This is a genomic window from Herbaspirillum sp. LeCh32-8 (assembly GCF_017814915.1).
Lineage (GTDB): Bacteria > Pseudomonadota > Gammaproteobacteria > Burkholderiales > Burkholderiaceae_D > Herbaspirillum.
The window spans coordinates 202770-228763 of the sequence record NZ_JAGIPZ010000006.1; the positions used below are offsets into that span (position 1 = coordinate 202770).

The 25994-nt window shown below is 64.9% G+C and carries 24 protein-coding genes; 12 read left to right on the forward strand and 12 right to left on the reverse strand.

Annotation, left to right across the window (positions count from 1 at the left end; genetic code table 11):
- Positions 1 to 264: 264 nt before the first annotated feature.
- From J8I26_RS13090 to rsmB, 7 genes are all read right to left on the reverse strand, one after another.
- The gene (locus tag J8I26_RS13090; protein ID WP_209607547.1) at positions 265 to 1110 is read right to left on the reverse strand and encodes a DMT family transporter; all 846 of its coding nucleotides are present in this window, start codon (positions 1108 to 1110) and stop codon (positions 265 to 267) included.
- A gap of 96 nt (positions 1111 to 1206) precedes the next feature.
- Positions 1207 to 1893, reverse strand: a complete 687-nt coding sequence (locus J8I26_RS13095) for a methyltransferase domain-containing protein (protein WP_209607548.1) — start codon at positions 1891 to 1893, stop codon at positions 1207 to 1209.
- A gap of 224 nt (positions 1894 to 2117) precedes the next feature.
- A complete protein-coding gene (locus J8I26_RS13100; protein WP_209607549.1) occupies positions 2118 to 2375 on the reverse strand; it encodes a DUF3567 domain-containing protein in 258 nt (85 codons plus the stop codon).
- 634 nt (positions 2376 to 3009) lie between these two features.
- Positions 3010 to 3759 (reverse strand): response regulator, encoded by a 750-nt coding sequence (locus tag J8I26_RS13105; protein WP_209607550.1) that lies wholly within the window; start codon positions 3757 to 3759, stop codon positions 3010 to 3012.
- A 139-nt stretch (positions 3760 to 3898) separates the two neighbouring features.
- Positions 3899 to 6181 carry an ATP-binding protein gene (locus tag J8I26_RS13110; protein WP_209607551.1) on the reverse strand — a complete coding sequence of 761 codons (2283 nt, stop codon included), beginning with the start codon at positions 6179 to 6181 and terminating at the stop codon, positions 3899 to 3901.
- The gene (locus tag J8I26_RS13115) at positions 6178 to 6702 is read right to left on the reverse strand and encodes a DUF4390 domain-containing protein (protein WP_245200317.1); all 525 of its coding nucleotides are present in this window, start codon (positions 6700 to 6702) and stop codon (positions 6178 to 6180) included. The genes J8I26_RS13110 and J8I26_RS13115 overlap by 4 nt, the downstream gene beginning before the upstream one ends.
- A 137-nt stretch (positions 6703 to 6839) precedes the next feature.
- The gene (rsmB, locus tag J8I26_RS13120) at positions 6840 to 8159 is read right to left on the reverse strand and encodes a 16S rRNA (cytosine(967)-C(5))-methyltransferase RsmB (protein ID WP_209607553.1); all 1320 of its coding nucleotides are present in this window, start codon (positions 8157 to 8159) and stop codon (positions 6840 to 6842) included.
- A 195-nt stretch (positions 8160 to 8354) separates the two neighbouring features.
- Between rsmB and J8I26_RS13125 the strand changes: the two genes are divergently transcribed.
- Positions 8355 to 9560 carry an MFS transporter gene (locus J8I26_RS13125; protein WP_245200308.1) on the forward strand — a complete coding sequence of 402 codons (1206 nt, stop codon included), beginning with the start codon at positions 8355 to 8357 and terminating at the stop codon, positions 9558 to 9560.
- Positions 9561 to 9657: 97 nt separating this feature from the next.
- Here J8I26_RS13125 and J8I26_RS13130 read toward each other — a convergent pair whose 3' ends face one another.
- The 3 genes from J8I26_RS13130 to J8I26_RS13140 all read right to left on the reverse strand — a co-directional run bounded on the left by J8I26_RS13130 (position 9658) and on the right by J8I26_RS13140 (position 11090).
- Positions 9658 to 10002 carry a DUF1840 domain-containing protein gene (locus tag J8I26_RS13130; RefSeq protein ID WP_209607554.1) on the reverse strand — a complete coding sequence of 115 codons (345 nt, stop codon included), beginning with the start codon at positions 10000 to 10002 and terminating at the stop codon, positions 9658 to 9660.
- Positions 10003 to 10173: 171 nt separating this feature from the next.
- Positions 10174 to 10704: a hypothetical protein gene (locus J8I26_RS13135; protein WP_209607649.1), complete on the reverse strand. Its 531-nt coding sequence runs from the start codon at positions 10702 to 10704 to the stop codon at positions 10174 to 10176.
- Positions 10704 to 11090 (reverse strand): hypothetical protein, encoded by a 387-nt coding sequence (locus J8I26_RS13140; protein WP_209607555.1) that lies wholly within the window; start codon positions 11088 to 11090, stop codon positions 10704 to 10706. The genes J8I26_RS13135 and J8I26_RS13140 overlap by 1 nt, the downstream gene beginning before the upstream one ends.
- 168 nt (positions 11091 to 11258) lie before the next feature.
- On the opposite strand from J8I26_RS13140, the gene J8I26_RS13145 reads away from it, so the two are divergent.
- On the forward strand, positions 11259 to 13262 hold the full coding sequence (locus tag J8I26_RS13145; protein WP_209607556.1) for an oligopeptide transporter, OPT family: 2004 nt from the start codon (positions 11259 to 11261) through the stop codon (positions 13260 to 13262).
- 53 nt (positions 13263 to 13315) lie between these two features.
- Here the strand turns inward: J8I26_RS13145 and J8I26_RS13150 are convergent, their stop codons facing one another.
- Complete coding sequence (locus J8I26_RS13150; RefSeq protein WP_209607557.1) at positions 13316 to 14839, reverse strand: YifB family Mg chelatase-like AAA ATPase; 1524 nt, start codon at positions 14837 to 14839, stop codon at positions 13316 to 13318.
- Positions 14840 to 14915: 76 nt separating this feature from the next.
- Entirely contained in the window at positions 14916 to 15161 is a 246-nt protein-coding gene (locus J8I26_RS13155; RefSeq protein WP_209607558.1) for an accessory factor UbiK family protein, read from the reverse strand.
- Positions 15162 to 15613: 452 nt separating this feature from the next.
- On the opposite strand from J8I26_RS13155, the gene J8I26_RS13160 reads away from it, so the two are divergent.
- From J8I26_RS13160 to metW, 10 genes are all read left to right on the forward strand, one after another.
- Positions 15614 to 16411 (forward strand): TorF family putative porin, encoded by a 798-nt coding sequence (locus tag J8I26_RS13160; protein WP_209607559.1) that lies wholly within the window; start codon positions 15614 to 15616, stop codon positions 16409 to 16411.
- Positions 16412 to 16423: 12 nt separating this feature from the next.
- Positions 16424 to 16762, forward strand: coding sequence for a P-II family nitrogen regulator (locus J8I26_RS13165; protein WP_006713297.1), 339 nt, complete (start codon positions 16424 to 16426; stop codon positions 16760 to 16762).
- Positions 16763 to 16777: 15 nt separating this feature from the next.
- On the forward strand, positions 16778 to 18307 hold the full coding sequence (amt, locus tag J8I26_RS13170; RefSeq protein WP_209607560.1) for an ammonium transporter: 1530 nt from the start codon (positions 16778 to 16780) through the stop codon (positions 18305 to 18307).
- Positions 18308 to 18631: 324 nt separating this feature from the next.
- Positions 18632 to 19930: a glutamate--cysteine ligase gene (gene gshA / locus J8I26_RS13175; RefSeq protein WP_209607561.1), complete on the forward strand. Its 1299-nt coding sequence runs from the start codon at positions 18632 to 18634 to the stop codon at positions 19928 to 19930.
- Between the two features lie 35 nt (positions 19931 to 19965).
- On the forward strand, positions 19966 to 20916 hold the full coding sequence (gene gshB, locus J8I26_RS13180; RefSeq protein WP_209607562.1) for a glutathione synthase: 951 nt from the start codon (positions 19966 to 19968) through the stop codon (positions 20914 to 20916).
- Positions 20917 to 20982: 66 nt separating this feature from the next.
- Positions 20983 to 21393, forward strand: a complete 411-nt coding sequence (locus tag J8I26_RS13185; RefSeq protein WP_175354926.1) for a PTS fructose transporter subunit IIA — start codon at positions 20983 to 20985, stop codon at positions 21391 to 21393.
- Between the two features lie 54 nt (positions 21394 to 21447).
- Positions 21448 to 21717 (forward strand): HPr family phosphocarrier protein, encoded by a 270-nt coding sequence (locus J8I26_RS13190; protein ID WP_209607563.1) that lies wholly within the window; start codon positions 21448 to 21450, stop codon positions 21715 to 21717.
- 263 nt (positions 21718 to 21980) lie between these two features.
- Positions 21981 to 23768, forward strand: coding sequence for a phosphoenolpyruvate--protein phosphotransferase (ptsP, locus tag J8I26_RS13195; protein WP_209607564.1), 1788 nt, complete (start codon positions 21981 to 21983; stop codon positions 23766 to 23768).
- A 399-nt stretch (positions 23769 to 24167) separates the two neighbouring features.
- Positions 24168 to 25307 (forward strand): homoserine O-acetyltransferase, encoded by a 1140-nt coding sequence (locus J8I26_RS13200; protein ID WP_209607565.1) that lies wholly within the window; start codon positions 24168 to 24170, stop codon positions 25305 to 25307.
- Positions 25304 to 25906: a methionine biosynthesis protein MetW gene (gene metW, locus J8I26_RS13205; protein ID WP_209607566.1), complete on the forward strand. Its 603-nt coding sequence runs from the start codon at positions 25304 to 25306 to the stop codon at positions 25904 to 25906. The genes J8I26_RS13200 and metW overlap by 4 nt, the downstream gene beginning before the upstream one ends.
- The last annotated feature ends 88 nt before the right edge of the window (positions 25907 to 25994 follow it).

Genomic DNA, 25994 nt, shown 5'->3' on the forward strand with positions numbered 1-25994 from the left:
CAGCCTGGTGATGAACCCCGTGTTTTCGAACACGGGGTTTTGTTTTTTGGGGAGGGAATCTGGAGTCTCTTCAGACCTGTTTTCAATTCAACCAGACCCATCCCCACCCCAGCCCTCCCCTTGAAGGGGAGGGAGTGTTCTCTCTCTGATCTGGTCCTGGCCTCGGCTCACATGCCCCCTCCCCTTCAAGGGGAGGGCTGGGGTGGGGATGGGTTCAAATGCAAAGCTGCGCAAGCGATGGGTGCAAGCGTAAGACCAACCGGCTCAGTGCCGCATCCCCAGCACCACCGCGCCGGCCGCGATCACCAGGCAGGACAGCACGCGCCGCGGCGTAAGCTTTTCGCCCAGGAAGAGCCAGCCGATCATCAGCGCGAACAGCACCGAGGTCTCGCGCAACGCCGACACCATACCCATGGGCGCCAATGTCACTGCCCAGATCACGATAGCGTAGGCCAGCAGCGACATCACGCCGCCGGCCAGTCCGATCCAGGTCTCGCGTTCGTTCAGCGCGACCGGGATGCGGCCGTGGCGGCGCCAGTAGATCAACGCCAGGGGGATGCTGTCCAGCACGAACAGCCAGCCGGAGTAGGAGATCGAATCGCCCGCCAGGCGCGCGCCGATGCCGTCGGTGACAGTATAGGCGGCGATGAAGGCGCCGGTGGTGAAGGCCGCGGCCGGGCCCGCTAGGTTCTCGCGCCGGTCCAGCTGGCGCAAGTTGGCCAGGCTGACGATGCCGGCCGACACCAGCGCGATGCCGATCACCGTGTAGATGCCCAGCTGCTCGCCGGCGAACAACGCCGCGCCCAGCGCCACCAGCAGCGGCGAGGAGCCGCGCGCGATCGGGTAGGACTGGCCGAAGTCGCCGATCTTGTAGGCGCGGATCAGGAACAGGTTGTAGCCGGTGTGCAGCACGCCGGAGAGGAAGATGCAGAACCAGCTCGCCGGGTCGGGCAGCGGGCGCCACACGATAAGCGGGATGGCGGCGACGCCGGCGCCGATGGTCATCAGCGAGAGCGAGGCGAGGCGGTCGGCGCTGCTCTTGAGCAGGGCGTTCCAGGAGGCGTGCAGGAGGGCGGCGGCCAGCACCAGGCCGATCACGGCGAGGTTCATGGGGCGGTGGCGATTGTGGTTGTCATCTCGTTCGCCTGCGCATGCCGGGGCGGCGCAGGAGGGCGGTGAAAAGACGAGATGATACCGCTTCGGCGCTCAGTGCGGCGTGGCCCCGCTCGTTGCGTCAAGGTCGGCGCGACAGCGCCAGAGTGCGTGGCCGGAGGCCAGGTACTTGCGCTCGAACGGCGTGATGGGGGCATCGGTCGCGTATGGCTCGGCGGCAACCTCGATGCCGCTCAGCTGCGCCAGCGCGGCAGCGAATTCTTCGACGTAGATGCGCCAGTTGCTGCGGCATTCGATCTGCCCGCCCAGCGCCACGATGGCGGGAAACACGGCGTGGCCCTGCCAGCGCCGCGCCAGGTGGCCGATCTTGGGCCAGGGGTTGGGGTAGAGCAGGTAGTGGCGCGCCGGGCGCAGGCCGGCCTCCAGCGCCAGGCGCCAGTAGTCGACCAGGTCGGCGCGCACGAAGCACAGGTTGTCGGGCTCGGGGCCATGCCACAGCGTATTGCGCGCCAGGCGGTCGGCCGACTGGTCGATGCCGATCACGAAGTGGTCGGGATATTGCGCGGCCAGGTTCAGCGTCGACAGGCCCACGCCGCAGCCGGTGTCGAGGATCAGCGGCGCAGCGCCGGCGGCGTGCCAGGCGGCCATGCTGTCGTCGAAGGCGCGCCGGTTGTAGTCGGTCACGGGCTTTCTGAACGGATGGGCGGCATGGCGCGCGACCAGTTCGGCCAGTTGGTCGTGCACGCCGGTCTGGGCGCTGCTGATGGGGGAAGAGTTCACAAGTGCGTGGGCAAATCGGCAAAGCGCAATCTTAGAGACGGCTTCATAAAGAAACAAGAGCACAAGCAATTCGCCCGAACGGGCCGCTCCCTCCGGGTTCTTCCCGATCATGTTTCTTGATGAAACCGTCTCTTGTTGAAAACGGCGGGCGGAAAAAAAGCCGCGCGTGTCCGCGCGGCCTTGGACGGCGTTCCCGCCGGCGCTGCCGGTTGCCCGGATTGCGCTCAGTGCAGCGTCATCGGATGGCGCATCAGCATGTCGTAGCGACTCAGGAAGGTGTCGATGTCTTCCATGGTGGGCTCGCTGGCGATCAGCTCTTGCACATCCTTGCGGAACAACTCTGCGGCGGGTCCGTCGATATAGATTTCCCGCTGGCCCGACTTGTCCATGATCTCGTAACCGCCGAAGCGCAGGGCTTCGTGGTCATTGTCGGCACCAAACTCGACGACGCTGTACTGTTCACTGTTGTAGATCAGGTTCATGGTGACTCCTTATGCTGGAATACTGCTTCGAAAAGGAAGTGGCGTCTTCACCGGGAATTTCAAGGGCTTGCCCCCCGGCTTGCCCTGGTGCATGTCTGCACCCTCGTTACAGCACCCTCACGGAGCCCCCCGTTGCATGACAAATGCGCGCTCCTGAGTCTGGTTACGGCGCATGGGACGAAAACTTTTGCAGCCCGCCTGCACCTTTGTCCTGTTCTTACTCTGTTTTGCCGCGGCGTGGTTTCCCGCTTTCAAAAATAGATGAAGCGGCGGGTCGGAAGTTCATTGCCCCGTATCCATTGCCATGGCGCTAATGGCTTTTCCATCCGGCAAACCTCACCCAAAACGCACGCCGCGACAGCGCTTGCGGCGCATGCCCCGAACGCCCCGGCAGCCGCGCCCGAGCGCGATACCGTAGAACTACGAGGGTGCTTGCGATGGTCAGGATGGAAACTGAGCCGCCATGGATCCCAGCATGAGGCCGGGCCGCGCAAAAGAACATCAGGAAAATTCTGACCCCCGAAAAGGTGGGACGGGAAGCAGTGCGCACGTAATGCCGCGCCCAAATGCAAACAGGACCGCAATGCGGTCCTGTCGGGTGTCCGGGACGACGCTGCCTGCGCCGTCGTGCCGTTCAGTGGTTCTTCTTGGCCAGCTTGCCCGGCTCCACGCCCAGCTGCTTGAGCTTGCGATAGAGGTGGGTGCGTTCCAGGCCGGTGCGCTCGGCCACGCGCGTCATGCTGCCGTTCTCGCGCACCAGGTGGTACTCGAAATAGGCACGCTCGAAGGCATCGCGCGCTTCGCGCAGGGGCAGGTCGAAGGAGATGTTGGCGGCGTTGTCGGCCACCTGACCATAGGGCGCGGCGGCCGGCGTGCCGTGGTGCAGGGTGTCGCCGCCCAGCGCCGGCGCGTAGCTGGTGATGGGGGCGGCGTGTTCGGGCGTGTGCAGGCCTTCGGCGGCGCCGTTGGCAACCGCGGTCACCGCCGCCGGGCGATAGCTGGCCGGGCGCACCGGTTCGCGGCTGTGCGACAGGCCCTGCTGCACGGCCTTCAACAGCTTTTGCAGCGCGATCGGCTTTTCCAGGAAATTGAGCGCGCCGATGCGGGTGGCTTCGACGGCGGTGTCGATGGTGGCGTGGCCGGACATCATGATCACCGGCATGGTGAGCAGGCCGTCGCGCTGCCATTCCTTCAACAGGGTGACGCCGTCGGTGTCGGGCATCCAGATGTCCAGCAGCACCAGGTCGGGCACGCTGCCCTGGCGCAGCTCGCGGGCCTGCTGCGCATTTTCCGCGGTGGCCACGACGTGACCCTCGTCACCCAGGATTTCTGAGAGCAATTCGCGGATACCCATTTCGTCATCGACGACCAGGATGTTTGCCATGTGCTGCGTTCCTCGTTGCTAGTTCATTGTCCAAGTTCTCGGTCTTGTTCCGGCCGATGCTGCCTGATGCGCCGAGCATCAGACAGGCTTCGATGAACCGCCGATTTTCCCCAGTGGGTGCTGCCTTGAATCTTGAGTCTTATTCAATAGGTGCTAACTTTACCAGCAAAATTACTATTTTTGCGCCTCTGCCGTCGGTACGGTTCTGGATATCGATTCTTCCACCGTGTTCTTCGACGATTTTCTTGACCATTGCCAGTCCGAGACCTGTGCCGCGCGCCTTGGATGTGACGTAAGGCTCGAATGCGCGCGCCAGGATCTTGGGTGAAAACCCTGGGCCGTTGTCGCTGATGGAAAGGCGCACCGCCGGCCGGCGCGCGCCGTCGGCGCCGGCGATCTCGATCTGCTCGGTCAGCACGTCGATGCGCGGCGCGTCCGGGTTGTCGTCGCCGACCGCGTCCTGGGCGTTCTGCAGCAGGTTATGGATGACCTGGCGCATCTGGGTGGCGTCGCCCATCACCTTGGCCATGTTGGCGGCCAGGCGCGGATGGATCACATCGCGGCCGTCGCCGGCGAGGTAGAGGTTGAGGATTTCCTCGATCAGCGCGTTCAGGTCCAGCGCCAGCGGCTTGGCCGGCGGCGTCTTGGCGTAGTCGCGGAAGTCGTCGACCATGCGCTTCATGGCCGTGACCTGGTTGACGATGGTAGTGGTGCCCTTGTCGAGGATGGCGGCGTCGGCCGGCATCAGCTTGTCCGACAGGCGGTGCTGCAGGCGCTCGGCCGAGAGCTGGATGGGCGTGAGCGGGTTCTTGATCTCGTGCGCCAGTCGGCGCGCCACCTCACCCCAGGCGATCGAGCGCTGGGCCGAAATCACGTTGCTGATGTCGTCAAACACCACCACATAGCCCACGCCGCTTTCCACCGGCAGGTGCGAGCCGCGCGCGAACAGGGTGATCTTGTCGTGATCGGGTTTGCCGCCCTGGTCGTCATCCGGATGCAATTGCGCGCCGGGCTGGCGCGGCAACTCGATTTGGCGCTGCCAGTGCAAGGCGTCCTGCGGCGACTCGGTGCTTTGCTGGGCGCGCTGCTCGGAAAAGGCGCGGATGATGGCCTGGGCGAACAGCGCCTGGCCTTCGATGGTTTGCAGCGGCGTGCCGATGTCGCCGCCGAAGTCGTAGCCCAGGATACGGCGCACCGAGTCGTTGCTGCTGACGATGTTGAACTGGTCGTCCAGCACCATCACGCCGGCCGACATGTTGGCCAGCACCGATTCCAGATAGGCCTTGGCGTTCTCCAGCTCGGCGCGGTTCTTCTCGACCGAGGTGCGCGCCTCCAGCAGCTGGCGCGTCATGGTATTGAACGACTGCGTCAGCGTGCCCAGCTCGTCGGAGGTGCTGACGATCGGGCGCGGCGACAGGTTGCCTTCGGCCACGGCCTTGGTGCCTTCGGCCAGCAGCAGCAGCGGCTTGGCCAGGTCGCTGGCGATCAGGAAGGCGCTGGCAATGGCGGCGAAGATGGCCAGCAGCAGGGTCAGCGTCAGCGTCACCAGGTAGATCTTGCGCAGGCCCGAGCGCGACACCGAGCGCTGCTGGTATTCGCTGTAGGCCTGGCGCAGGGTTTCGGCGTTGGTCGCCAGGTAGTCCGGCACTGGCTGCAGGATCTGCAGGTAACGGACCTCGTTTTGCAGCGACAGCCCGCGGCTGGCGCCGGGAATCTGCACCACCACGTGCAGCCGCAGGTTGGCGTCGGAGTCCGATTCGCCGCCGGCCGGCCGGCTGTCGTCGCTCTCCACCGCCGCGAAGCCGCGCGAGATGCGCGCCTGGCGCAGCGCCTGGCCGCTGGGCAGCACCGGGGTCAAGGAGCCGATGCTGCCGCCCACGGTCGACAGCACCTGGCTGTTGCCGTTGACGATGGTGATTTCCATGTTCTGGTCACGCAGGCGCGACAGGTAGGTCACCTGCTCCGAGTCGCTCATGTCAGAGAGCTCCTGGGCCATGCTGCGCGCGCGCGAGGAAAGATCCGACAGCGACGAGTCGAGCGCGTTGCGGCCCAGGTTCAGGCCCGACTCCAGCGCCGCCTCCATGCGTACGTCGAACCACGACTCGATCGAGCGCGACACGAATTGCACCGACATCAGGTAGATCACCGCCCCCGGCAAAATGCCGATCAGGGCGAACATCAGCACCAGCCGCGCCAGCAATTTGGAGCCGAACTTGCCGCGCCGGTAGCGCTTGTACAGCCGCGTGAGCAGCAGCAGCACCAGGCCCAGCAGCGAGATGGCGGCCAGGCCGTTCAGGAACAGCAGCCAGGGATAGTGTTGCTCGAAGAGGGCGGAGTTTTCGGAGGCCGAGGCCAGCAGGAACAGCAGGATGCTGATGACGCCCCCGCCGACCACCAGCAGATAGCGTAAGGTGCGGCTCATTCGGGTTTGTAGGTGAATTCGATCCAGTCGGAGGACAGACGCCAGTCGCTGTTGTTGAGCGCGTTGACCTGGAAGGGCTTGGGCAGCTGCGCCACGTCCAGGCGCATGCGCACGCCCACGCTGTAGGCGTCACCCGACTTGAGGGTATTGTTGTCGGCGATGATCCAGCGCGGCGGGCGGCGGATCAGCGCCATGGCGTCTTCCAGGCTGGGGAAGCTCTGCTGCAGCTGGCCGCTGATGGCGGTGTGATATTGGCGGGTCAGCACGTTATAGGATAGGCGCACGGTGCGCGTGGCCGACACGCTGGTCTCGTCGAACCAGTACCAGCGGCGGCGCGTCATTTGCACCTCGGTCGTGAAGTACAGCGGCACGCCGCGTGAGAGGGCGTCCTCCAACCCGCGGTTGAGCTCGAAGGAATACGCCAGCGACAGGCGGTAGCCTTCATCGCCGGCTTCTATCGAGGCCTGGGAGATGGTGATCTCGGCCGCATGCGCCGGCAGCACGCCGCTGCACATCAGCATCAGCGCCAGCAGCAGCCGGCGCAACGCCGACATGAAGCGGGAAGAAGCGGGAGAGCCGGAACGAGGATGAGCGCCGCTGCGGGCCGGGCGCGGGCCGGATGGCGAGCTGCAGGGGGAGAAGGCCGATTGCGTCAAATTCATGCACCAGTTTTTTGGAACAGCGCGTAAAACAGGCCATCGTGGTCGGTTTCTGCACTGGCAGTGGGCAACAGTTGACCTGGGGCTGGCAGTCGTGTGGCGTTATTTCTTTGCGCGAAGGCAACTGCCTGCTGTTCCGATTCCTGTGGCCACAGCGAGCATGTTACGAGCAGCAATTTACCATCCGGTCGCAGCATCTGCCAAAGGTTGTCCAAAATTTGCGCGGAAAGTGTTGCAAGCTGCGCGGTGTCGGTCTTGCGGCGCAGCCAGCGGATATCGGGGTGGCGGCGCACGATGCCCGAGGCGGTGCAGGGCACGTCGGCCAGGATGCGGTCGAACGGCTGGCCGTCCCACCAGTCGCGCGCGCGGGCGTCGCCGGTGGCGAGGGTGGCGTCCAGGCGCAGGCGCTGCAGGTTTTCTTCAATGCGGGTCAGGCGGCGCCGGTCGTGATCCAGCGCCTGCAGCTGGAGGTCGACCAGCTCCAGCAGGTGGCCGGTCTTGCCGCCGGGGGCGGCGCAGGCGTCCAGCACGCGCATGCCGTCGGCCACGTCCAGCAGCGGCGCGGCCAGCTGGGCCGCCGCGTCCTGCACCGAGACTACGCCTTCGGCGAAGCCCGGGATCTGCTGCACCGGCACCGGCTTGTCCAGCCGCACCGCGGCCGGGCCGACCTGGCGGCCCGCCATGCCGGCCGCAGCCAGGGTGGCGAGATATTGTTCAACCGTGCTGCGACGACGGTTCACCCGCAAGCTCAGCGGCGGCGCCTGGTTGCCCGCATATAGGATGCGCTGCCAATCGTCCGGATAGGCCGCCTTCAGGCGATCGATCCACCAGGTCGGGTAGTTCCAGGTGCCGGGCGGGGTCTTGGTGGCCTGCGGCATCAGCGCCGCGCGCTCGCGCAGGAAGCGGCGCAGGATGGCGTTGACCACGCCCTTGGCGAAGGCCATCTCCGGGCTGATCGCGGCGGCTTCCACCGCCTGGTTGACCACGGTGAAACCGTCGTAGCCGGCGTCTTCCTCGTCGACCAGCAGGGCCAGCGCGCAGTCCAGCAGGCCGCGCAACACCTCGGGCTGGGGCGGCTTGTTGGCCAACAGCGCCAGCAGGCTGTCGGTCAGGCCCAGGCGGCGCATGGCGCGGTAGCTGATGTCCTGGATCGCGCCGCGCGTCGGCGGCGGCGCGTCGCTGCGCGCGAAGATCTGCGTCAGCGCCTGCGGCAAGGCGGTGCCGGCGCGCACGGCGATGACGGCCTGCGCGGCGTAGGCCAGCTGGTAGGCCAGCGAGTCGGCCTTGGCCGAGGGGGAAATAAGGGAAATCTGGATCACGTCAATTCTTGCAAGAAGCGGGCTGGGCGCCCGGATCGCGACCGCGACCCGCAGCCGCCGGCCGGGACGCCAGTTTAACAGCCGTCGGCGCGCCCGTGGCGTCTCCGGCAGGATTTCGCGAGTTCGGCTAAAGTGGCTGCCTCCATGAGCCGGGGCCACCCGGACGCCACCCCACGCCAAGCCACAGGACCCACCATGCAAGCCGCTACGGCCGACTCGACCCTGCAACAGGATATTCCCCGCTGGATGGTGATGCTGCTGGCCGCGGCCTGCGGCATCATCGTCGCCAATCTTTATTACGCCCAGCCGCTGATCGGCCCGATCAGCCGCGCCACCGGCATTTCGCTGGGCGCGGCCGGCCTGATCGTGACGCTGACCCAGATCGGCTACGGCCTGGGCCTGCTGTTCATTGTGCCCATGGGCGATTTGTTCGAGAACCGCCGCCTGGTGCTGACCGGCCTGGTGGTGACCTGCATTGCGCTGGTCGGCGCGGCGCTGGCCGAGAGCGCCACCCAGCTGCTGGTGTCGGTGCTGCTGATCGGCGTGTCTTCGGTCGGCGCCCAGGTGCTGGTGCCGTATGCGGCGCACTTCTCGCGTCCGGAGACGCGCGGGCGCGCGGTCGGCAACGTGATGAGCGGGCTCCTGCTGGGCATCCTGCTGGCGCGGCCGCTGGCCAGCCTGGTGGCAGACCTGTTCGGCTGGCACGCCATCTTCGGCCTGTCGGCGGTGGTGGTGGCGGCGTTGAGCGCGGTGCTGTCGCGCTACCTGCCGGCGCGTCGCCCGCCGGCTGGCATGCATTACCTGGCGCTGCTGGCGTCGATGTGGACGCTGGTCAAGACCACGCCGGTGCTACGCCGGCGCGCCGCCTACCATGCCATGCTGTTCGCCTCCTTCAGCCTGTTCTGGACTGCCTCGCCGCTGTGGCTGGCCAGCCCCGAGTTCGGCATTTCGCAAAAGGGCATCGCGCTGTTCGCCTTCGCCGGCGTGATCGGCGTGATCGCCGCCCCGGTGGCGGGCCGCATGGCCGATCGCGGCTGGAGCCGGCCGGCCACGGGCGCTGCGCTGCTGTGCGCGTCGCTGTCCTTCCTGCTGCCGCACCTGCTGCACGGCGGGCGCGAGTTCTCGCTGGCGGTGCTGCTGCTGGTGGCGATCCTGCTGGACTTCGCCGTAGCCGCCAACCTGGTGCTGAGCCAGCGCGCCATCTATGCGCTGGGCGGCGAGATCCGCAGCCGCCTCAACGGCCTGTTCATGGCCACCTTCTTTGCCGGCGGCGCGCTGGGCTCGGCGCTGGGCGGCTGGATCTACGCGCAGGCCGGCTGGAGCGGCGTCACCTGGCTGGGTTTCGCCTTCCCGTTTGCGGCGCTGCTGTTTTACCTGACCGAGCTGCGCGCTTCCAAATAAAGAACTCGCCGGGCCAAATGCAAAACGGCTGACGCGTGGATGATCGCGTCAGCCGTTTTTTCATGCAGCGCCGGGGCGCCGCATCAGCAGCAGGGAATTACACGCCCCACAGCACGTCGTAATTACCCTTCTTGGCTTCGCGCAGCATGTCCAGCAGCGGATAGGCGCGCGCCGAGAAGGTGACGGCCTCGATCTTCTCGTGGTTGTGGTCGTCGGTGTTGGCATTGTGGTGCGCATTGACGTCGCGCTCCAGCGCGTCGGCGGCTTCGTGCGCCTTGCTGGCGGTGATGTGCTTCTCCAGCAGGGAGATCGCGTCGCCGGCTTCGGCGGCGGTGATCACGCCGCGACCGGCGTCCTTGTGCAGCAGGTCCAGGATGGGTTTGGCATGCGACTCGTACATCACCACATCGGCGGCCGCTTTCGATTTGAATGTGATCAGCATATTTCCTCAGGGTCTTTGATTGATAACGATTTTTGTCGGTGAGGCCGGTTTGGCGCCGGGTCATCGGGAAATGCGCTGCAGACTGCATCCGCACTTCTGCGGGCATCGGTCCTTAGAATACTCCGCGCCGCAGGCCTTTGTCACCCGGCCGGTGCGCGGTCATATCCCCGCCTATGTTGGTTTGAAAGAGGCGAAAAAGGTTTCAACAATCTCATCCGTGACGGCCTTGTCCTCGCCCAGGATCAGGATCTGGTAGACCCGCCGGTCGCGCGCCGCCAGCCGCGCCACCAGCCGCTGCGGGCGGCCGCGCACGACGCCGCGGGCGTCGATGTCGATGACGCGGGCGTAGCCGTCGGTCTTGCCCGGCAGCACCGTCGCCGCGTCCGGCTTGCCGCCGATGTTGTTGAGCAGGGCCGTGGCCATGGCGTCGATCGCCTTGCCGGCGGCGGCCGCGTCGCCCAGTTCGGCCGTGCCCACGGCGAAGGTGCTGCCGTCGACCTCGGCGGCGGTCATGTTCATGTCGACCTTGGGGCCGTTGAGGTCGACGCTGCGGGTCACGCTGGCCGGTTTGCCCGGCAGCAGCACCACGAAATGCGCGCCGTTGTCGCTGCTTTCGCGCCAGTTATAGGTGGGCGAGCAGGCGCCCAGCGCCAGGGTGACGAGCAGCGCGGCAGTGGCCAGCGGCAGGCGGCGGGAGCGCATCATCGGCATTCGTTCTGGTAGCGCAGTTCCAAGCTTTGCAGGTCGGAGGATGGCGCGCCCGGCTGCGGGCCGGCGGTCGGCCGGCGCGCCCCGGCATAGCCGGCGGCCGGAAGCTCAGCCTGCGGCGGCGCTTCGCGCAGCCGTTCCATGCGCATGCGTAGCTGGCGGCAGGCGGGGCTTTCCTTGCCGGCGCCCTCAGTGAGTCGTGGCGCGGCCTCGCCCGGCGCGGGCGCGATCGCGCGCCGCACGTCGGCGGCGTAGGGATTGAAGCTCAGGTCCTTGCCGCTTGGCGTTTGTGAATGGGCCGGCGGCAAGACCAACAGCGCCAGCCAGGACAGGGCGGCGGCAAGACGCAAGAGCTGGGACGGAAAATCGGATCGGCGCATGGAAGACTCGGTTGACGGCGGGGGCGCCGGGAGTCAAATCATAGCAAAAGCATGCCCTCCCGCCGCGGCGCCGCTTCCAGCGAAAAATCGGATTTTGTCTGACAGTGGCGCCCGCATTCTTGCGGTATAAGATCGCATTCAATAATTCAAAGGAAAAAGGACCGCGACATGCATAACAATCAAGCCGGCCTGCCCGAACTGACCCTGCGCGGCATGGTGCTGGGCGCGCTGATTACGGTGGTCTTCACGGCATCCAACGTCTACCTCGGCCTGAAGGTCGGGCTGACCTTCTCCTCAGCCATTCCCGCCGCCGTGATCTCGATGGCGGTGCTGCGCATGTTCAGCGGCGCCAACATCCTCGAAAACAACATGGTGCAGACCCAGGCCTCGGCCGCGGGCACGCTGTCGTCCATCATCTTCATCCTGCCCGGGCTGGTGATGATGGGCCACTGGCACGGCTTTCCCTTCCTGGAGACGCTGGGCATCTGCGCCGCCGGCGGCATGCTGGGCGTGATGTTCTCGATCCCGCTGCGGCGCGTGATGGTGGTGCAGGGCGAGCTGCCCTATCCGGAAGGCGTGGCGGCAGCCGAAATCCTGCGCGTGGGCAGCGCCGACGCCGACGGCGGCGAGGAAACCCGCCGCGGCCTGCGCGATATCCTGTTCGGCGGCGCGCTGTCGGCCGCCTTCAGCCTGGTGGCCAGCGGCTTCAAGATCTTCGCCGAGAACATGAACCTGTGGTTCTCCGCCGGCGCCTCGGTATTGCGGCTGCCGATCGGCTTTTCGCTGGCGCTGGTCGGCGCCGGCTACATGATCGGCATCGTCTCCGGCATCGCAATCCTGATCGGCCTGGTGATTGCCTGGGGCGTCGCCGTGCCCTACCTGACCGCAGTAACGCCGCGCGACGCCGGCACCGCCGTCTCGGCCTTCGCCAACGGCATCTGGAGCAGCCAGGTGCGCTTCATGGGCGCCGGCATGATCGGCGTGGCGGCGGTGTGGACACTGGCCACGCTGTTCAAGCCCATGCTTGACGGCGTCAAGGCATCGCTGTCGACCTTCTCGCGCCGCCAACAGGGCAGCGGCGAGCAGAACGACCGCGACATGCCGCCCGGCTGGATCATCGCCATCAGCCTGGCCATGATCGCGCTGCTGGCGGTGGTGTTCGCCTCCTTCCTGTCGGACGCGCCGGTGTCGCAGGGACTGTTCATCGGCCTGATCGTCTACGCGGTGGCCTTCGCCTTCATCTTCGGCTTCCTGGTGGCGGCGGCCTGCGGCTACATGGCCGGCCTGATCGGCTCGTCCTCCAGCCCGATCTCGGGCATCGGCATCGTCGCGGTGATCCTGGTGTCGTTGCTGCTGCTGGCCTCGGGCGCGGTCGATCCGCTGCTGGCCACGCCGCAGGGCAGCAAGCTGGCCATCGCCATCGCCCTGTTCGTGACGGCCGCCATCATCGCCGTGGCCGCCATCGCCAACGACAACCTGCAGGATCTGAAGACCGGCCAGCTGGTCGGCGCCACGCCCTGGCGCCAGCAGGTGGCGCTGCTGGTGGGTTGCGTGGTCGGCGCGCTGGTCATTCCGCCGGTGCTGAACCTGCTCTACACCGCCTACGGCTTCACCGGCGCGCTGCCGCGCGAGGGCATGGACGCCGGCGCCGCGCTGGCCGCGCCGCAAGCCACGCTGATGACGGCAATCGCCACCGGCATCTTCACCCGCGAGCTGAACTGGACCATGCTGGTGATCGGCATGGGCCTGGGCATCGTGCTGATTTTTATCGACTGGCTGCTGGAAAAGCGCGGCGGCGTGGCGCGCCTGCCGGTGCTGGCGGTGGGGATCGGCATCTATCTGCCGCCGGTGGTGAGCATGGCGCTGTTCTTCGGCGCCATGTTGGGCTGGCTGATTGACCGCGCGCTGCGCCGTCGCGCCCACGCCGCCGGAAAAGACCTCGACGCCTATGCCGAGAAGCCGCGTCAACGCGGCATCCTGGTGGCCTCCGGCCTGATCGTCGGCGAGAGCCTGGTCGGCGTGCTGCTGGCGGCCGTCATCGGCTTTACCGGCAAGGATTCACCGCTGGCGCTGGTGTCTTCCGGGCTTGAGAACATCGGGCAGTGGCTGGGCCTGGCGGCTTTCCTGCTGATCCTGTTTGCGTTCGCGCGTCGCATCCTGCCTGCGCGCTGAGCGAACTCTCTCCCTGGCCGGCGGCCATGCCAGGTCGCCGGTTTCCCCTTCTTTTACTGTCCCTGGAACGCCCGGCGATACTGGATCGCCTCGGCCACGTGGGAACGGTCGACCTGCGCTTGGCCGGCAAGGTCGGCGATGGTGCGCGCGACTTTCAGTACGCGGTGGTAGGAGCGCGCCGACCAGTTCAGCCGCGTGATCGCGGTCTGCAGCAGTTGCGCGCCGGCCGCGTCCGGACTGCAAAAGCGATCAATTTCCGCGCCGGCCAACTGGCTGTTGGCCTTGTTCTGGCGTTGCTGCTGATGCTCAAAGGCGGCTGCGACCCGTGCGGCGATGGCCGCCGTCGTCTCGCCTGCGGCCTGGTCGGCCAGCTCGGATGGCGCGAGCGACGCGACCGGCATCTGCATGTCGATGCGGTCCAGCAGCGGGCCGGAGATGCGATCCTGGTAGCGCCGCACGAGGTCCGGCGTGCAGCGGCATTTGCCGCTGGTATGGCCATGGAAGCCGCACGGACATGGGTTCATCGCCGCCACCAGCTGGAAGCGGGCCGGGAAGTCTGCCTGGCGCGCCGCGCGCGAGATGGTGATGTGGCCGGACTCCAGCGGCTCGCGCAGGACTTCCAGCACTGCGCGCTGATATTCAGGGAGCTCATCCAAAAATAGCACCCCATGATGCGCCAGCGAGATCTCGCCCGGGCGCGGGGTGCCGCCGCCGCCGACCAGCGCGACCGCCGAGGCGGTGTGGTGCGGTGCGCGGTACGGCCGCTGCTTCCAGCGCGCGGCGTCAAAGCCGCCAGACAGCGAGCGCACCGCCGCAGATTCCAGCGCCTGCTCGTCGGTCATGGGCGGCAGGATGCCGGGAAAGCGCGTAGCCAGCATCGACTTGCCGGCGCCGGGCGGGCCGACCAGCAAGATGCTGTGATTGCCCGCCGCGGCAACCTCCATGGCGCGCCGCGCCTGCAGCTGTCCCTTGATGTCGCTGAAGTCGGGGTAGGCCGCGATGGCGTTGGCGGTGCTCACCCGGTGCCGCTGCAGGCGGCCGTCGGCATCGCGCGCGGCGAAATGGGCGCAGACATCCAGCAATGACGCCGCCGGCAGGATGGCGGCGTCGGTCACCAGCGCGGCCTCGTCGGCGTTGGCGGCGGGCAGGATGAAGGCGCGCTTGCGGCCTTCGTCGTGGCCGGCGCGATGCATGGCGTAGGTCATCGCCAGCGCGCCGCGCACAGCGCGCAGTTGGCCCGAGAGCGAGAGCTCGCCGGCGAATTCGTAATCGTCCAGCTGGTCGCCCGGCATTTGCTCGGATGCCGCCAGGATGCCCAGCGCGATGGGCAGGTCGAAGCGGCCGGATTCCTTGGGCAGGTCAGCCGGCGCCAGGTTGACCGTAATTCTTCTGGCGGGGAATTCGAAGCGGGCGTTTTGCAAGGCCGCCCGTACGCGGTCCTTGGCCTCCTTCACCTCGGCTTCGGGCAGGCCGACGATGGTGAAGGAGGGCAGGCCGTTGGCCAGGTGAACTTCCACCGTAACCGGCGGGGCGGCCATGCCGGCCAGAGCGCGGCTGCGCAGCACGGCCAGGCTCATGGTGATGAGCCCGGTGCTGCGTCAGAACAATGGGAGGGGTGAGGCGGGGTAGGGTGTGTGGGATCGGCGTCCGGCGTCATTGAGTTTGTTTTTGCTGAGCCTCAAGCTCGGCCACACGCGCTTCCAGCGCTTCCAGGCGGGCGCGGGTCTTGGCCAGCACCTGGGCCTGGACGTCGAATTCCTCGCGCGTGACCAGGTCCAGCTTGGCGAAGCCCTGGCTCAGCATGGCCTTGACGTTCTTTTCGATGTCCTTGGCCGGAGAGTTTTCGATTGCCTGGTTGATTTTGGATTGCAGGTCTTCAAAGAATTGGGGCTTGTCCATGTCGGATCTCCTGGGCAGGTTGCAGTTGCGTCAAGTTTAGCCGTTTCCCGGCCATCCATAAACTCCCGGCCGGGTTTGGGTCAGACCGCGGATTCGCGACTATGTGCCGTTGACGCTGCCGTAATGATGTTGGAAACCTGTCGGCCGGCAATGTGCCGACTTGGTGATTCGACCGGTGGGCAGCCCGCTGCGCACCAAATGTGTTTGCCGATATCGAGACAATATTGTCAAAAGGAAATAACGAAAAATCAATATCGCACCAATTTCGTGCCATTTGCCGTTTCGTGCACTATTTTGGTCTGTAACCACAAAAAAATCGGTTGGAATGTCTTGTTTCTCTGGAAAAGCCGAGTGTGCCGCGTCCAACGGACTTGGCACGGCTCCTGCTACATGGTTTGGGCAAAACACAAAAAAAGACTTTTATTGTTCAACAACAAACCAGAGGGAAAGTCATGAAGAAACTGATTCTTGCAACAGCCATCGCAGCATCGTTCGTTTCTACCGTGGCCCGTGCGGAAGACGCCAAGCCGGATAACGAATTCAGCTTCAACGCCGCTGTCGTGAGCGACTATCGCTACCGCGGCCTGACCCAGACCCGCTTCGATCCGGCCCTGCAAGTTGGCGCTGATTACACGCACAACCCGACCGGCCTGTACGCAGGCACCTGGCTGACCAACATCAAGTGGATCAAAGACGCCGGCACCAACACCAATACCAGCACCAAGGGCGACGTCGAGTGGGACATCTACGGCGGCAAGCGCGGCGACATCGGCGGCGGTTTCACCTATGACGTCGGCGGCCTGTATTACTACTACCCGGGCAACACCCTGGCCAACAGCGGTGCCAAGAATGCCAATACCTTCGAGCTGTACGGCCAGATCGGCTACGGCCCGGCCTACTTCAAGTATTCGCACGCGCTGACCAACCTCTTCGGCACCGTCGACAGCAAGAACAGCCAGTACTACGACCTGGGCGCCAACATCGACACCTTCTACGGCGTGATCCTGGGCCTGCACGTGGGTCACCAGACCGTCAAGGGCGCTCCCAACGGCGTGTCCAACAGCCAATACAGCTACACCGACTGGAAGGTCGGCCTGTCCAAGACCTTCGACGAAGTCGCCGGCATTACGCTGGGTGTGGCTTACGTCGGCACCGACCTGAAGAACGGCGTGAACGTGACGCCGACTTCCGATGGCTCCAAGAACGTCGGCAAGAAGGGCTTCGTCGTCTCCCTCAGCAAAACTTTCTAACAAGAGGTTCGTATGAAACTGATCACAGCGATCATCAAACCGTTCAAGCTCGACGAGGTGCGTGAAGCCCTCTCGGCGATCGGCGTGCAGGGCATTACCGTGACCGAAGTCAAGGGCTTCGGCCGCCAGAAGGGCCACACCGAGCTGTATCGCGGCGCCGAGTATGTGGTCGACTTCCTGCCCAAGACCAAGATCGAAGCGGCGGTTGACGACGCCATCGTCGAACGCGCGCTGGAGGCCATCGAGACGGCCGCCCGCACCGGCAAGATCGGCGACGGCAAGATTTTCGTCCAGGATCTGCTGGACGTGATTCGTATCCGTACCGGCGAAACCGGCAAAGACGCTCTGTAAAAAAGGGGAATTCTAATGAGCATGAAGAAACTGTTTTCCGGCGCCGTCGCCATGGGCGCCCTGCTGTTGGCGGTTGGTTTTACCGCCCCGGCCCAGGCGCAGGACGCGCCCAAGCCTGAAGCTGCCGCGGCTACCGCAGCAGCACCCGCCGCCGTCGAAGCCCCCAAGGCTGAGGCCGCTGCCCCGGCCGCCGCCGCACCTGCGGCACCGGCTGCCGCTGCAGCTGCGCCGGCGCCCGTCCCCAACAAGGGCGACACCGCCTGGATGCTGGTGTGTACCGCATTCGTGATCCTGATGACCCTGCCCGGCCTGGGCCTGTTCTACGGCGGCCTGGTCCGCAGCAAGAACATGCTGTCGGTGCTGATGCAGTGCTTCATGATCTTCTCGCTGATCTACATCCTGTGGTTCGTGTACGGCTACAGCATCGCGTTCACCGAGGGCGGAGCATTCTTCGGCGGCTTTGATCGCCTGTTCCTGCACGGCCTGACCGGCGACTCCAACACCGCCACCTTCAGCAAGGGCGTGGTGATTCCGGAGCTGGTGTTCGTGGCCTTCCAGGGCGCGTTCGCAGCCATCACCGTGTCGCTGATCATCGGCGCCTTCGCCGAGCGCGTGAAGTTCTCGGCCGTGATCCTGTTCTCCATCATCTGGTTCACCTTCTCCTACCTGCCGATGGCCCACATGGTCTGGTTCTGGCCGGGTCCGGACGCCTTCACCGACGCTGCCGCTGCTGAAAAGGCAACCGCGATCGCGGGCTGGCTGTTCCAGAAGGGCGCGCTGGATTACGCCGGCGGCACCGTGGTGCACATCAACGCCGCTGTTGCCGGCCTGGTGGGTGCGTATGTGATCGGCAAGCGCGTCGGTTACGGCAAGGAAGCTTTCAAGCCGCATAGCCTGACCCTGACCATGGTCGGCGCTTCGCTGCTGTGGTTCGGCTGGTTCGGTTTCAACGCAGGTTCCGGCCTGGAAGCCAACGGCGGCGCCGCTCTGGCCTTCGTCAACACCATCCTGGCAACCGCAGCCGCCGTGCTGTCGTGGAGCTTCGGCGAGTGGATCGGCAAGGGCAAGCCCTCGATGCTGGGCGCTGCTTCCGGCGCCGTGGCCGGCCTGGTGGTCATCACTCCGGCTGCCGGCTTCGTCGGCCCGATCGGTTCGGTGGTCATGGGCCTGATCGGCGGCCTGCTGTGCCTGTGGGGCGTGACCGGCCTGAAGAAGCTGCTGGGCGCCGACGATGCGTTGGACGTGTTCGGCGTGCACGGCGTGGGCGGCATCCTGGGCGCCCTCCTGACCGGTGTGTTTGCGGCTCCCAGCCTGGGCGGCACCGGCATCTACGACTACGTGGCCAACGCCGTCGCTCCGGACTACTCCATCGCCGGCCAGGTGTGGGTGCAGTTCGAAGGCGTGCTGACCACCGTGGTGCTGTCGGGCGTGGTTTCCTTCATCGCCTTCAAGATCGTCGACGTGGTTCTCGGCCTGCGTGTGACCGAAGAAGAAGAGCGCGAAGGCCTGGATATCTCCAGCCACGGCGAATCGGCCTACCACTGATCCGCCTGCAACAGAGTCTTATTCCTTCGGGGCCGGCGACGGTCCCTTTCAAAAGCGCCCTGCGGGGCGCTTTTTTTATGGCTGTTTCATTTGCGCCAATTTCTCGGTGGAAAATAAATAATTCCCGACCATTTAAGTCGGGCTCTTTAAAAAGCCTGCGCAGCCGCCATCTACATAGCCAAGGCTCCGGTCATGCAGCGAAGCGGAGCGGGTAAACGATTCCACGCAAGCGGCTGCCGCGCTCTTGCGCGTTGCAACACGATTTCAGGAATCCGCTAAAATCATCGTTCGCTGCCGGCATTTATATATCGTTAAGGTCTTTTTATGGTCCCGCATCTTGTCACCGCTCTGAATGGTCCCCTGCTGGAGCTGGAGAAGAAAATCCTGGGCGCCACGCCGGCCATCGAACGCTGGTTCCGCATGGAGTGGCAGGAACACACGCCGCCGTTCTATTGCTCGGTCGACCTGCGCAACGCCGGTTTCAAGCTGGCCCCGGTCGACACCAACATGTTCCCGGGCGGCTTCAACAACCTCTCGCCCGAGATGCTGCCGCTGGCGGTGCAGGCGGCGATGGCGGCCATCGAGAAATATTGCCCGGATGCGCGCAACTTGCTGCTGATCCCGGAAAACCACACCGGCAACACCTTCTACCTGCAAAACATCGGTCGGTTGATGCAAATCTTCCGCCAGACCGGCCTGAACGTGCGTCTCGGTACGTTGCAGCCCGGCGTCACCAAGCCCAAGGACATCGAACTGCCGGACGGCACCAGCATCACGCTGGAGCCGCTGGAGCGTTCGGCCAACGGCCGTCGCCTGGGCCTGAAGAACTTCGACCCCTGTACCGTGCTGCTCAACAACGACCTGTCCATCGGCGTGCCGTCGGTGCTGGAAGGCCTGCACGAGCAAAGCGTGCTGCCGCCGCTGCATGCCGGCTGGGCGCTGCGCCGCAAGAGCAACCACTTCGCCGCCTACGATGAGGTGGTCAAGAAATTCGCCAAGATGGTCGAAGTCGATCCGTGGATGCTCAACCCCATGTTCACCAAGGTCGGCGAGATCGATTTCCAAGAAAGCACCGGCACCGACGCGCTGGCTGACAGTGTCTCTTCGTTGCTGTCGAAGATCCGCAAGAAGTACAAAGAATACGGCATCAAGGAGCAGCCATTTGTCTTCATCAAGGCCAATGCCGGCACCTACGGCATGGGCATCATGACGGTCAAGGACGCCAGCGAGATCAAGGACCTCAACCGCAAGCAGCGCACCAAGATGGTCGCCGGCAAGGAAGGCTTGGAAGTGTCGGAAGTGATCGTGCAAGAAGGCGTGCACTCCTTCGAGCGCATCAATGAGGCCGTGGCCGAGCCGGTGGTCTACATGATCGACCGCTATGTGGTGGGCGGCTTCTACCGCGTGCATGCCGACCGCGACGTCAACGAAAACCTGAACGCGCCCGGCGCGCACTTCGTGCCGCTGGCCTTTGCCCAGCAGCACGCGCTGCCGGACATGCTGGCCAAGCCCGGCACCGCCGCGCCCAACCGCTTCTACATGTACGGTGTGGTCGCGCGCCTGGCGTTGCTGGCGGCATCGCTGGAAATGGAAAAGACCGACCCCAATCCGGAAGTATATTAATCTCGAGCCCGCCAGGCTCAACAGGACCCAGCCCCATGAAAATTGCTTTTCTCGCCGATCCGCTCGATACGTTCAAGACGTACAAGGATTCCACCTTCGCCATGATGCGCGAGGCCGCCCGCCGCGGCCATGCGATCTACGCCTTCGAGCAGGCCGACCTGGTGCTGGAGAGCGGGCTGGTGACGGCCAATGCCTTCAAGGTGACGCTGACCGGCGACGCCGACGACTGGTATCGGGCCGACAAGCCGGTGGCCAGTTTCCTGTCGGAATTCGACGCCGTGATCGTGCGCAAGGATCCGCCGTTCGACATGGAGTACATCTACACGACCTACCTCCTGGAGCTGGCCGAAAAGCAGGGCGCGCGGGTGTACAACAAGCCGGCGGCAATTCGCAGTCACAACGAAAAGCTGGCGATCGCCCAGTTCCCGCAATACACCGCGCCCACGCTGGTGACGCGCGACGACAAGCGCCTGCGCGCCTTCCATGCCGAGCACCAGGACGTGATCCTGAAGCCGCTCGACGGCATGGGCGGCATGGGCATCTTCCGCGTCAAGGCCGACGGCATGAACCTGGGCTCCATCATCGAGACGCTGACCGACAACGGTCAACGCACGATCATGGCGCAGCGTTTCATTCCTCAGATCAGCGCCGGCGACAAGCGCATCCTGTTGATCGGCGGCAAGGTGGTGCCCAATGTGCTGGCACGCATTCCGCAGGGCAATGAAGTGCGCGGCAACCTGGCCGCAGGCGGTCTGGGTAAGGCACAACCTGCCTCGGAACGCGACCTGGAAATCGGCCAGGCGCTTGCGCCCGTGCTGTATGAGCGTGGATTGTTGCTGGTAGGATTGGATGCGATCGGCGACTATCTCACGGAGATCAATGTGACCAGCCCGACCTGCTTCCAGGAAATTACCCAGCAGACCGGTTTCGATGTGGCGGCGATGTTCGTCGACGCGCTCGAGGCGGTCGTGGGTGCAGGCGCATAAATGGGTTCGGTGGAGCATGACGGGCTGCTCGGGGAAAAGCGCGTCGCATCAGATGGCAACAATTTCATGGTTGGTATTCTTCTTTTGACGCACGCCCCGCTGGGGCAAGCTTTTCTGGATGCCGCGACCCACGTCTTTCGCGGCCGGCCCGAACGGATTGAAGCGATCGACGTGATCGCCGACCAGAATCCGGCGGATGTGCAAAAACTGGCCATCGAAGCCGTCAAGCGCCTCGATGACGGCAGCGGCGTGCTGGTGATCACCGACGTCATGGGCGGCACGCCGTCCAACTGTACGGGCTTCCTGTGCGGGCTGGAGAACGTCTCGGTCATCGCCGGCATCAGCCTGCCGATGCTGCTGCGCGCGCTGACCTATCGCAACGACACGCTGGACGTGGTGGTCGAGATGGCGCTGGCCGGCGGACAGAACGGCGCGGTGCGCATCGACAATCGCATCCGCGTGGCGGCCTCGGCCTGAGCACATCGGCCACCTGGCGCCGGGCAAGAAGACATAAAAAACGAAAGCTGAAAAATGATTCAAAAAGAACTAGAGATCGTCAACAAGCTCGGCCTGCATGCGCGCGCCTCCGCCAAATTCACACAGCTCGCCGGCAAGTTCAAGAGCGAAGTCTGGATGACCTTCAACAAGCGCCGCGTCAACGCCAAGTCCATCATGGGCGTGATGATGCTGGCCGCCGGCAAGGGCAGCATGGTCATGCTGGAAACCAACGGCGAGGATGAGCAGGAATGCTTCGCCGCGCTGGAAGCGCTGATCGCCGATAAATTCGGAGAAGGCCAGTAAGCGTTTGCGGTTGTTGCTGCGGCGTTGCGCTGCAGCATATTCCCTCGCTGGAACGCTTCTTGCGACGCGTTGGCTGCCGTGGCCGGGCGTGACCTGCGCCTGCCTCGGCCGATACGGTTTTTCACACAAGCTCCTCGTTCGCATGTTCCCCGTTGCCGCGCGCCTGCCGCGATTGCCAAACCGTCATTTGTTCGGTAACTTGCTCTCAGCTACCGCGACCGGAATTCACGGCGGAATATAAAAATCAGGCAGGAGATAACGCGATGGCTTCTTTTAGCTTACATGGAATCGCGGTGTCGCAAGGCATCGCCATCGGACGTGCGCACTTGATGGCGCCGGCCGCCTTGGACGTCAAACATTACCTGATCGCCGACGAGCAGGTCGAGGCCGAGATCGAGCGCTTGAAAAGCGCCATCAAGGCGGTGCACGAAGAGCTGCACACGATCCGCTCCGATCTTCCCAAGGACGCGCCGGCCGAGCTGGGCGCCTTCATCGACGTGCATTCGCTGATCCTGTCGGATCCGATGCTCTCGGAAGTGCCGCTCAACATCATCCGCCATCGCTACTACAACGCCGAGTGGGCGCTGGTGACGCAGATCGAGGAGCTCTCGGCCCAGTTCGACGAGATCGAGGATCCCTACCTGCGCGAGCGCAAGGCCGACATCCAGCAGGTCGGCGAACGCATCCTCAAGGTGCTCACCGGCAGCGCCATCCATCTTCCGCCGACCGGCGAGGCCGCCGCCAATATCATCGTGGTGGCGCACGACATCTCCCCGGCCGACATGTTGCAGTTCCGTGACAGCGCCTTCGCCGGCTTCGTCACCGACCTCGGCGGCCCCAACTCCCATACCGCCATCGTTGCCCGCAGCCTGGATATCCCGGCGGCGGTCGGCATGCACAACGCCTCGGTGCTGGTGAAGCACGACGACCTCTTGATCATCGACGGCGACGCCGGCGTGGTGATTGTCGACCCGTCGCCGCTGGTGCTGGCGCAATACCGCGCGCGCCAGGAGCGCCTGCTGCGCGAGCGCAAGAAACTGTCGCGCCTGAAGAAGACGCCGGCCCTGACCCAGGACGGCGAGCTGATTACGCTCCTGGCCAACATCGAATTGCCGGCCGACGCTACCACCGCCTGGGAGGCGGGCGCCATGGGGATCGGCCTGTTCCGTTCCGAATTCCTGTTCATGGGGCGCGCGGGCCATCTGGAGAAATTCCCGTCCGAGGACGAGCAGTTCGAGTCCTACAAGCAGGCGGTGATCGCCATGAAGGGCCGGCCGGTCACCATCCGCACGCTGGATGTGGGCGCCGACAAGCCGCTGGACGAGGACGAAGAAACCGCGCTGAACCCGGCGCTGGGCTTGCGCGCGATCCGCTACTGCCTGTCCGAGCCGCAGATGTTCCTGACCCAGTTGCGCGCCATTCTGCGCGCCTCGCATTTCGGGCCGATCAAGCTGCTGGTGCCGATGATGGCGCACGCCTTCGAGATCGACCAGACGCTGGGTATCATCGAGCAGGCCAAGCAGCAGCTGCGCGAGCGCAAGCAGAAGTTCGACGAAGAGATCCCGGTCGGCGCCATGATCGAGATCCCGGCGGCCGCGCTGGCCTTGCCCTTGTTCATCAAGCGCCTGGATTTCCTCTCCATCGGCACCAACGACCTGATCCAGTACACGCTGGCCATCGACCGCGTCGACCACGAAGTGGCGCACTTGTACGACCCGCTGCATCCGGCGGTGCTGTATCTGCTATCGACCGTGATCTCGCAGGGCCGCAAGGCCGGCATTCCGGTCTCGGTGTGCGGCGAAATGGCGGGTGACCTGAAGTGGACGCGCCTGCTGCTGGGGATGGGCCTGCTGGAGTTCTCCATGCATCCTTCCCAGATCCTGTCGGTGAAGAACGAAATCCTCAACAGCGACCTGCGACTGTTGGAGCCCCAAGTGAAGAAGGTGCTGCGCGCCAGCGAGCCGGCGGCGATCAGTGCGGCCATGGCGCAATTGCAGGCGCTGGCGGCCGAGCCGGAGGTGCGCGAAGCCAAAGTGGCGCGACGTCGCTGAACGCGCGCGTCGCCCGGTCGCTGCGTCTGCTGCAAGACAAGGCCGCCCATGGGCGGCCTTGCGCATTCATGCAGGCCCGGAAGGCTTATTGCGCGCGGGTTTGACGGAGGTGTCCGACTTGGGTATTCTTACGTCACTGCGCCGATTTGAACGGTTTGACCAACCTCAGCTTGCGGGCGCCGGGAGATTGCTCCCATCTAAATGCGGCTAAAGCGAGCTTGGAGTCAGCTGTTCCTCCCCAAGACCTCGAGACGAGCCCGCAAGCAATGCTTCCGGGCTTTTTTGTTGCCCGATCAGCAGGTGGCCAACCTTCGCTCGACGCGAAGCGATCGTCCACGCCCGTTGCAGGCTTCACAGCCCTTGCAACGATGGACGCCTTGCCACTCAAGCAGAACAATCATGTCGATCGGAATCGTATCACCCCAGGTCATGCAATTCGCCGAGCCGCTCCCCTTGCAGGGAGGCGCGCAGCTGGCCGACTATTCGCTGACCTATGAAACCTACGGCACGCTCAATGCCGACAAGTCCAATGCCGTACTGGTGTGCCATGCGCTCAATGCCTCGCATCACGTGGCCGGCGTCTATGCCGACCAGCCCGACAACGTCGGCTGGTGGGACAACATGGTCGGACCCGGCAAGTCGCTGGACACCAACAAGTTCTTCGTCATCGGCGTCAACAACCTCGGCTCCTGTTTCGGCTCGACCGGGCCGATGCACGCCAATCCGGCCACTGGCAAGCCTTACGGCGCCGACTTCCCGGTCGTCACGGTGGAGGACTGGGTCAACGCCCAGGCGCGCCTGGCCGACCGCCTCGGCATCACGCAATTCGCCGCGGTGATGGGCGGCTCGCTGGGCGGCATGCAGGCGCTGGCCTGGAGCATCATGTATCCGGGCCGCCTGCGCCATTGCCTGGTGATTGCCTCCACGCCCAAACTGTCGGCGCAGAACATCGCCTTCAACGACGTCGCGCGCCAGGCTATCCTGACCGATCCGCAATATCACGGCGGCGATTTCTACGCGCATGGCGTGGTGCCCAAGAACGGCTTGCGCGTGGCGCGCATGGTGGGCCACATCACCTATCTCTCGGACGACGACATGGCCGAGAAATTCGGTCGCGACCTGCGCTCGGGCAGCTATCAGTTCGGCTACGGCATCGACTTCGAGATCGAGTCCTACCTGCGCTATCAGGGCGACAAGTTCTCCACCTACTTCGACGCCAACACCTACCTGCTGATCACCAAGGCGCTCGATTACTTCGATCCGGCGCGCGAGTTCGGCGGCGACCTGGTCAAGGCGCTGGAGCGTACGCGCGCCAAGTTTCTGCTGGTGTCATTCACCACCGACTGGCGCTTTTCGCCGGAGCGCAGCCGCGAGATGGTGCAGGCGTTGGTGGCCAACAAGCGCCGCGTCAGCTATGCGGAAATCGACGCCCCGCACGGGCACGATGCCTTCTTGCTGGAGGACGCGCGTTACATGAAAGTGGTGCGCGAGTACTACGCAAGCATCTGGAGTGAATTGGGGCAGGAGGGCCGCGCATGACTTTCAATGAACTGAGCCTGTTGCGCCCGGACCTGGCGTTCATCGCGCACTGGGTGCGCGAGCAATCCAATGTGCTGGACCTGGGCTGCGGCGACGGCGTGATGCTGGACTACCTGCAGAGCGACAAGCAGTGCGCAGGATATGGCGTGGAGATCGACGACGACCAGATCCCCAAGTGCGTGGCGCGCAACGTGTCGGTGATCCAGCAGGACTTGAACGGCGGGCTCGCCATGTTCGAGGACAACGCCTTCGACACGGTGTTGTGCCTGTCGGCGCTGCAGATGGTCAAGGACGTCGAGGGCACCTTGCGCGAGATCGCGCGGGTGGGGCGCGAGGCCACGGTTTCCTTCCCCAACTTCGCGTACTGGCCGCACCGTGTGGCGCTCTTGCGCGGGCGCATGCCGGTGTCCAAATCGCTGCCTTACCAATGGTATGATACGCCGAACCTGCGCTGCGCCACGATCAGGGATTTCGAGGCGCTGGCCAACGAGGTCGGGCTGGAGGTGCTGGAATGCGTGGCGCTCAAGGACGGCAAGCCGGTGCGTTATCTGTCCAACTGGCGTGGCAGCCTGGCGGTGTTCAGGCTGCGCAAGAAGTAAGCCCGCCGGCCATCTTCTCGCCCTCCCTGCCTATCCCCGAACGCCGGTTCGACCGCGGCATGTCCGCCGGCCACCGGCGTTTTTCTTT

Coding starts and splice junctions, on each gene's coding strand:
- J8I26_RS13090 (WP_209607547.1), bottom strand. CDS start 1,110: ATGAACCTCGCCGTGATCGGCCTGGTGCTGGCCGCCGCCCTCCTGCAC.
- J8I26_RS13100 (WP_209607549.1), bottom strand. CDS start 2,375: ATGAACCTGATCTACAACAGTGAACAGTACAGCGTCGTCGAGTTTGGT.
- J8I26_RS13105 (WP_209607550.1), bottom strand. CDS start 3,759: ATGGCAAACATCCTGGTCGTCGATGACGAAATGGGTATCCGCGAATTG.
- J8I26_RS13110 (WP_209607551.1), bottom strand. CDS start 6,181: ATGAGCCGCACCTTACGCTATCTGCTGGTGGTCGGCGGGGGCGTCATC.
- J8I26_RS13115 (WP_245200317.1), bottom strand. CDS start 6,702: ATGCTGATGTGCAGCGGCGTGCTGCCGGCGCATGCGGCCGAGATCACC.
- J8I26_RS13125 (WP_245200308.1), top strand. CDS start 8,355: ATGCAAGCCGCTACGGCCGACTCGACCCTGCAACAGGATATTCCCCGC.
- J8I26_RS13130 (WP_209607554.1), bottom strand. CDS start 10,002: ATGCTGATCACATTCAAATCGAAAGCGGCCGCCGATGTGGTGATGTAC.
- J8I26_RS13135 (WP_209607649.1), bottom strand. CDS start 10,704: ATGCGCTCCCGCCGCCTGCCGCTGGCCACTGCCGCGCTGCTCGTCACC.
- J8I26_RS13140 (WP_209607555.1), bottom strand. CDS start 11,090: ATGCGCCGATCCGATTTTCCGTCCCAGCTCTTGCGTCTTGCCGCCGCC.
- J8I26_RS13145 (WP_209607556.1), top strand. CDS start 11,259: ATGCATAACAATCAAGCCGGCCTGCCCGAACTGACCCTGCGCGGCATG.
- J8I26_RS13150 (WP_209607557.1), bottom strand. CDS start 14,839: ATGAGCCTGGCCGTGCTGCGCAGCCGCGCTCTGGCCGGCATGGCCGCC.
- J8I26_RS13155 (WP_209607558.1), bottom strand. CDS start 15,161: ATGGACAAGCCCCAATTCTTTGAAGACCTGCAATCCAAAATCAACCAG.
- J8I26_RS13160 (WP_209607559.1), top strand. CDS start 15,614: ATGAAGAAACTGATTCTTGCAACAGCCATCGCAGCATCGTTCGTTTCT.
- J8I26_RS13165 (WP_006713297.1), top strand. CDS start 16,424: ATGAAACTGATCACAGCGATCATCAAACCGTTCAAGCTCGACGAGGTG.
- amt (WP_209607560.1), top strand. CDS start 16,778: ATGAGCATGAAGAAACTGTTTTCCGGCGCCGTCGCCATGGGCGCCCTG.
- gshA (WP_209607561.1), top strand. CDS start 18,632: ATGGTCCCGCATCTTGTCACCGCTCTGAATGGTCCCCTGCTGGAGCTG.
- gshB (WP_209607562.1), top strand. CDS start 19,966: ATGAAAATTGCTTTTCTCGCCGATCCGCTCGATACGTTCAAGACGTAC.
- J8I26_RS13185 (WP_175354926.1), top strand. CDS start 20,983: ATGGTTGGTATTCTTCTTTTGACGCACGCCCCGCTGGGGCAAGCTTTT.
- J8I26_RS13190 (WP_209607563.1), top strand. CDS start 21,448: ATGATTCAAAAAGAACTAGAGATCGTCAACAAGCTCGGCCTGCATGCG.
- ptsP (WP_209607564.1), top strand. CDS start 21,981: ATGGCTTCTTTTAGCTTACATGGAATCGCGGTGTCGCAAGGCATCGCC.
- J8I26_RS13200 (WP_209607565.1), top strand. CDS start 24,168: ATGTCGATCGGAATCGTATCACCCCAGGTCATGCAATTCGCCGAGCCG.
- metW (WP_209607566.1), top strand. CDS start 25,304: ATGACTTTCAATGAACTGAGCCTGTTGCGCCCGGACCTGGCGTTCATC.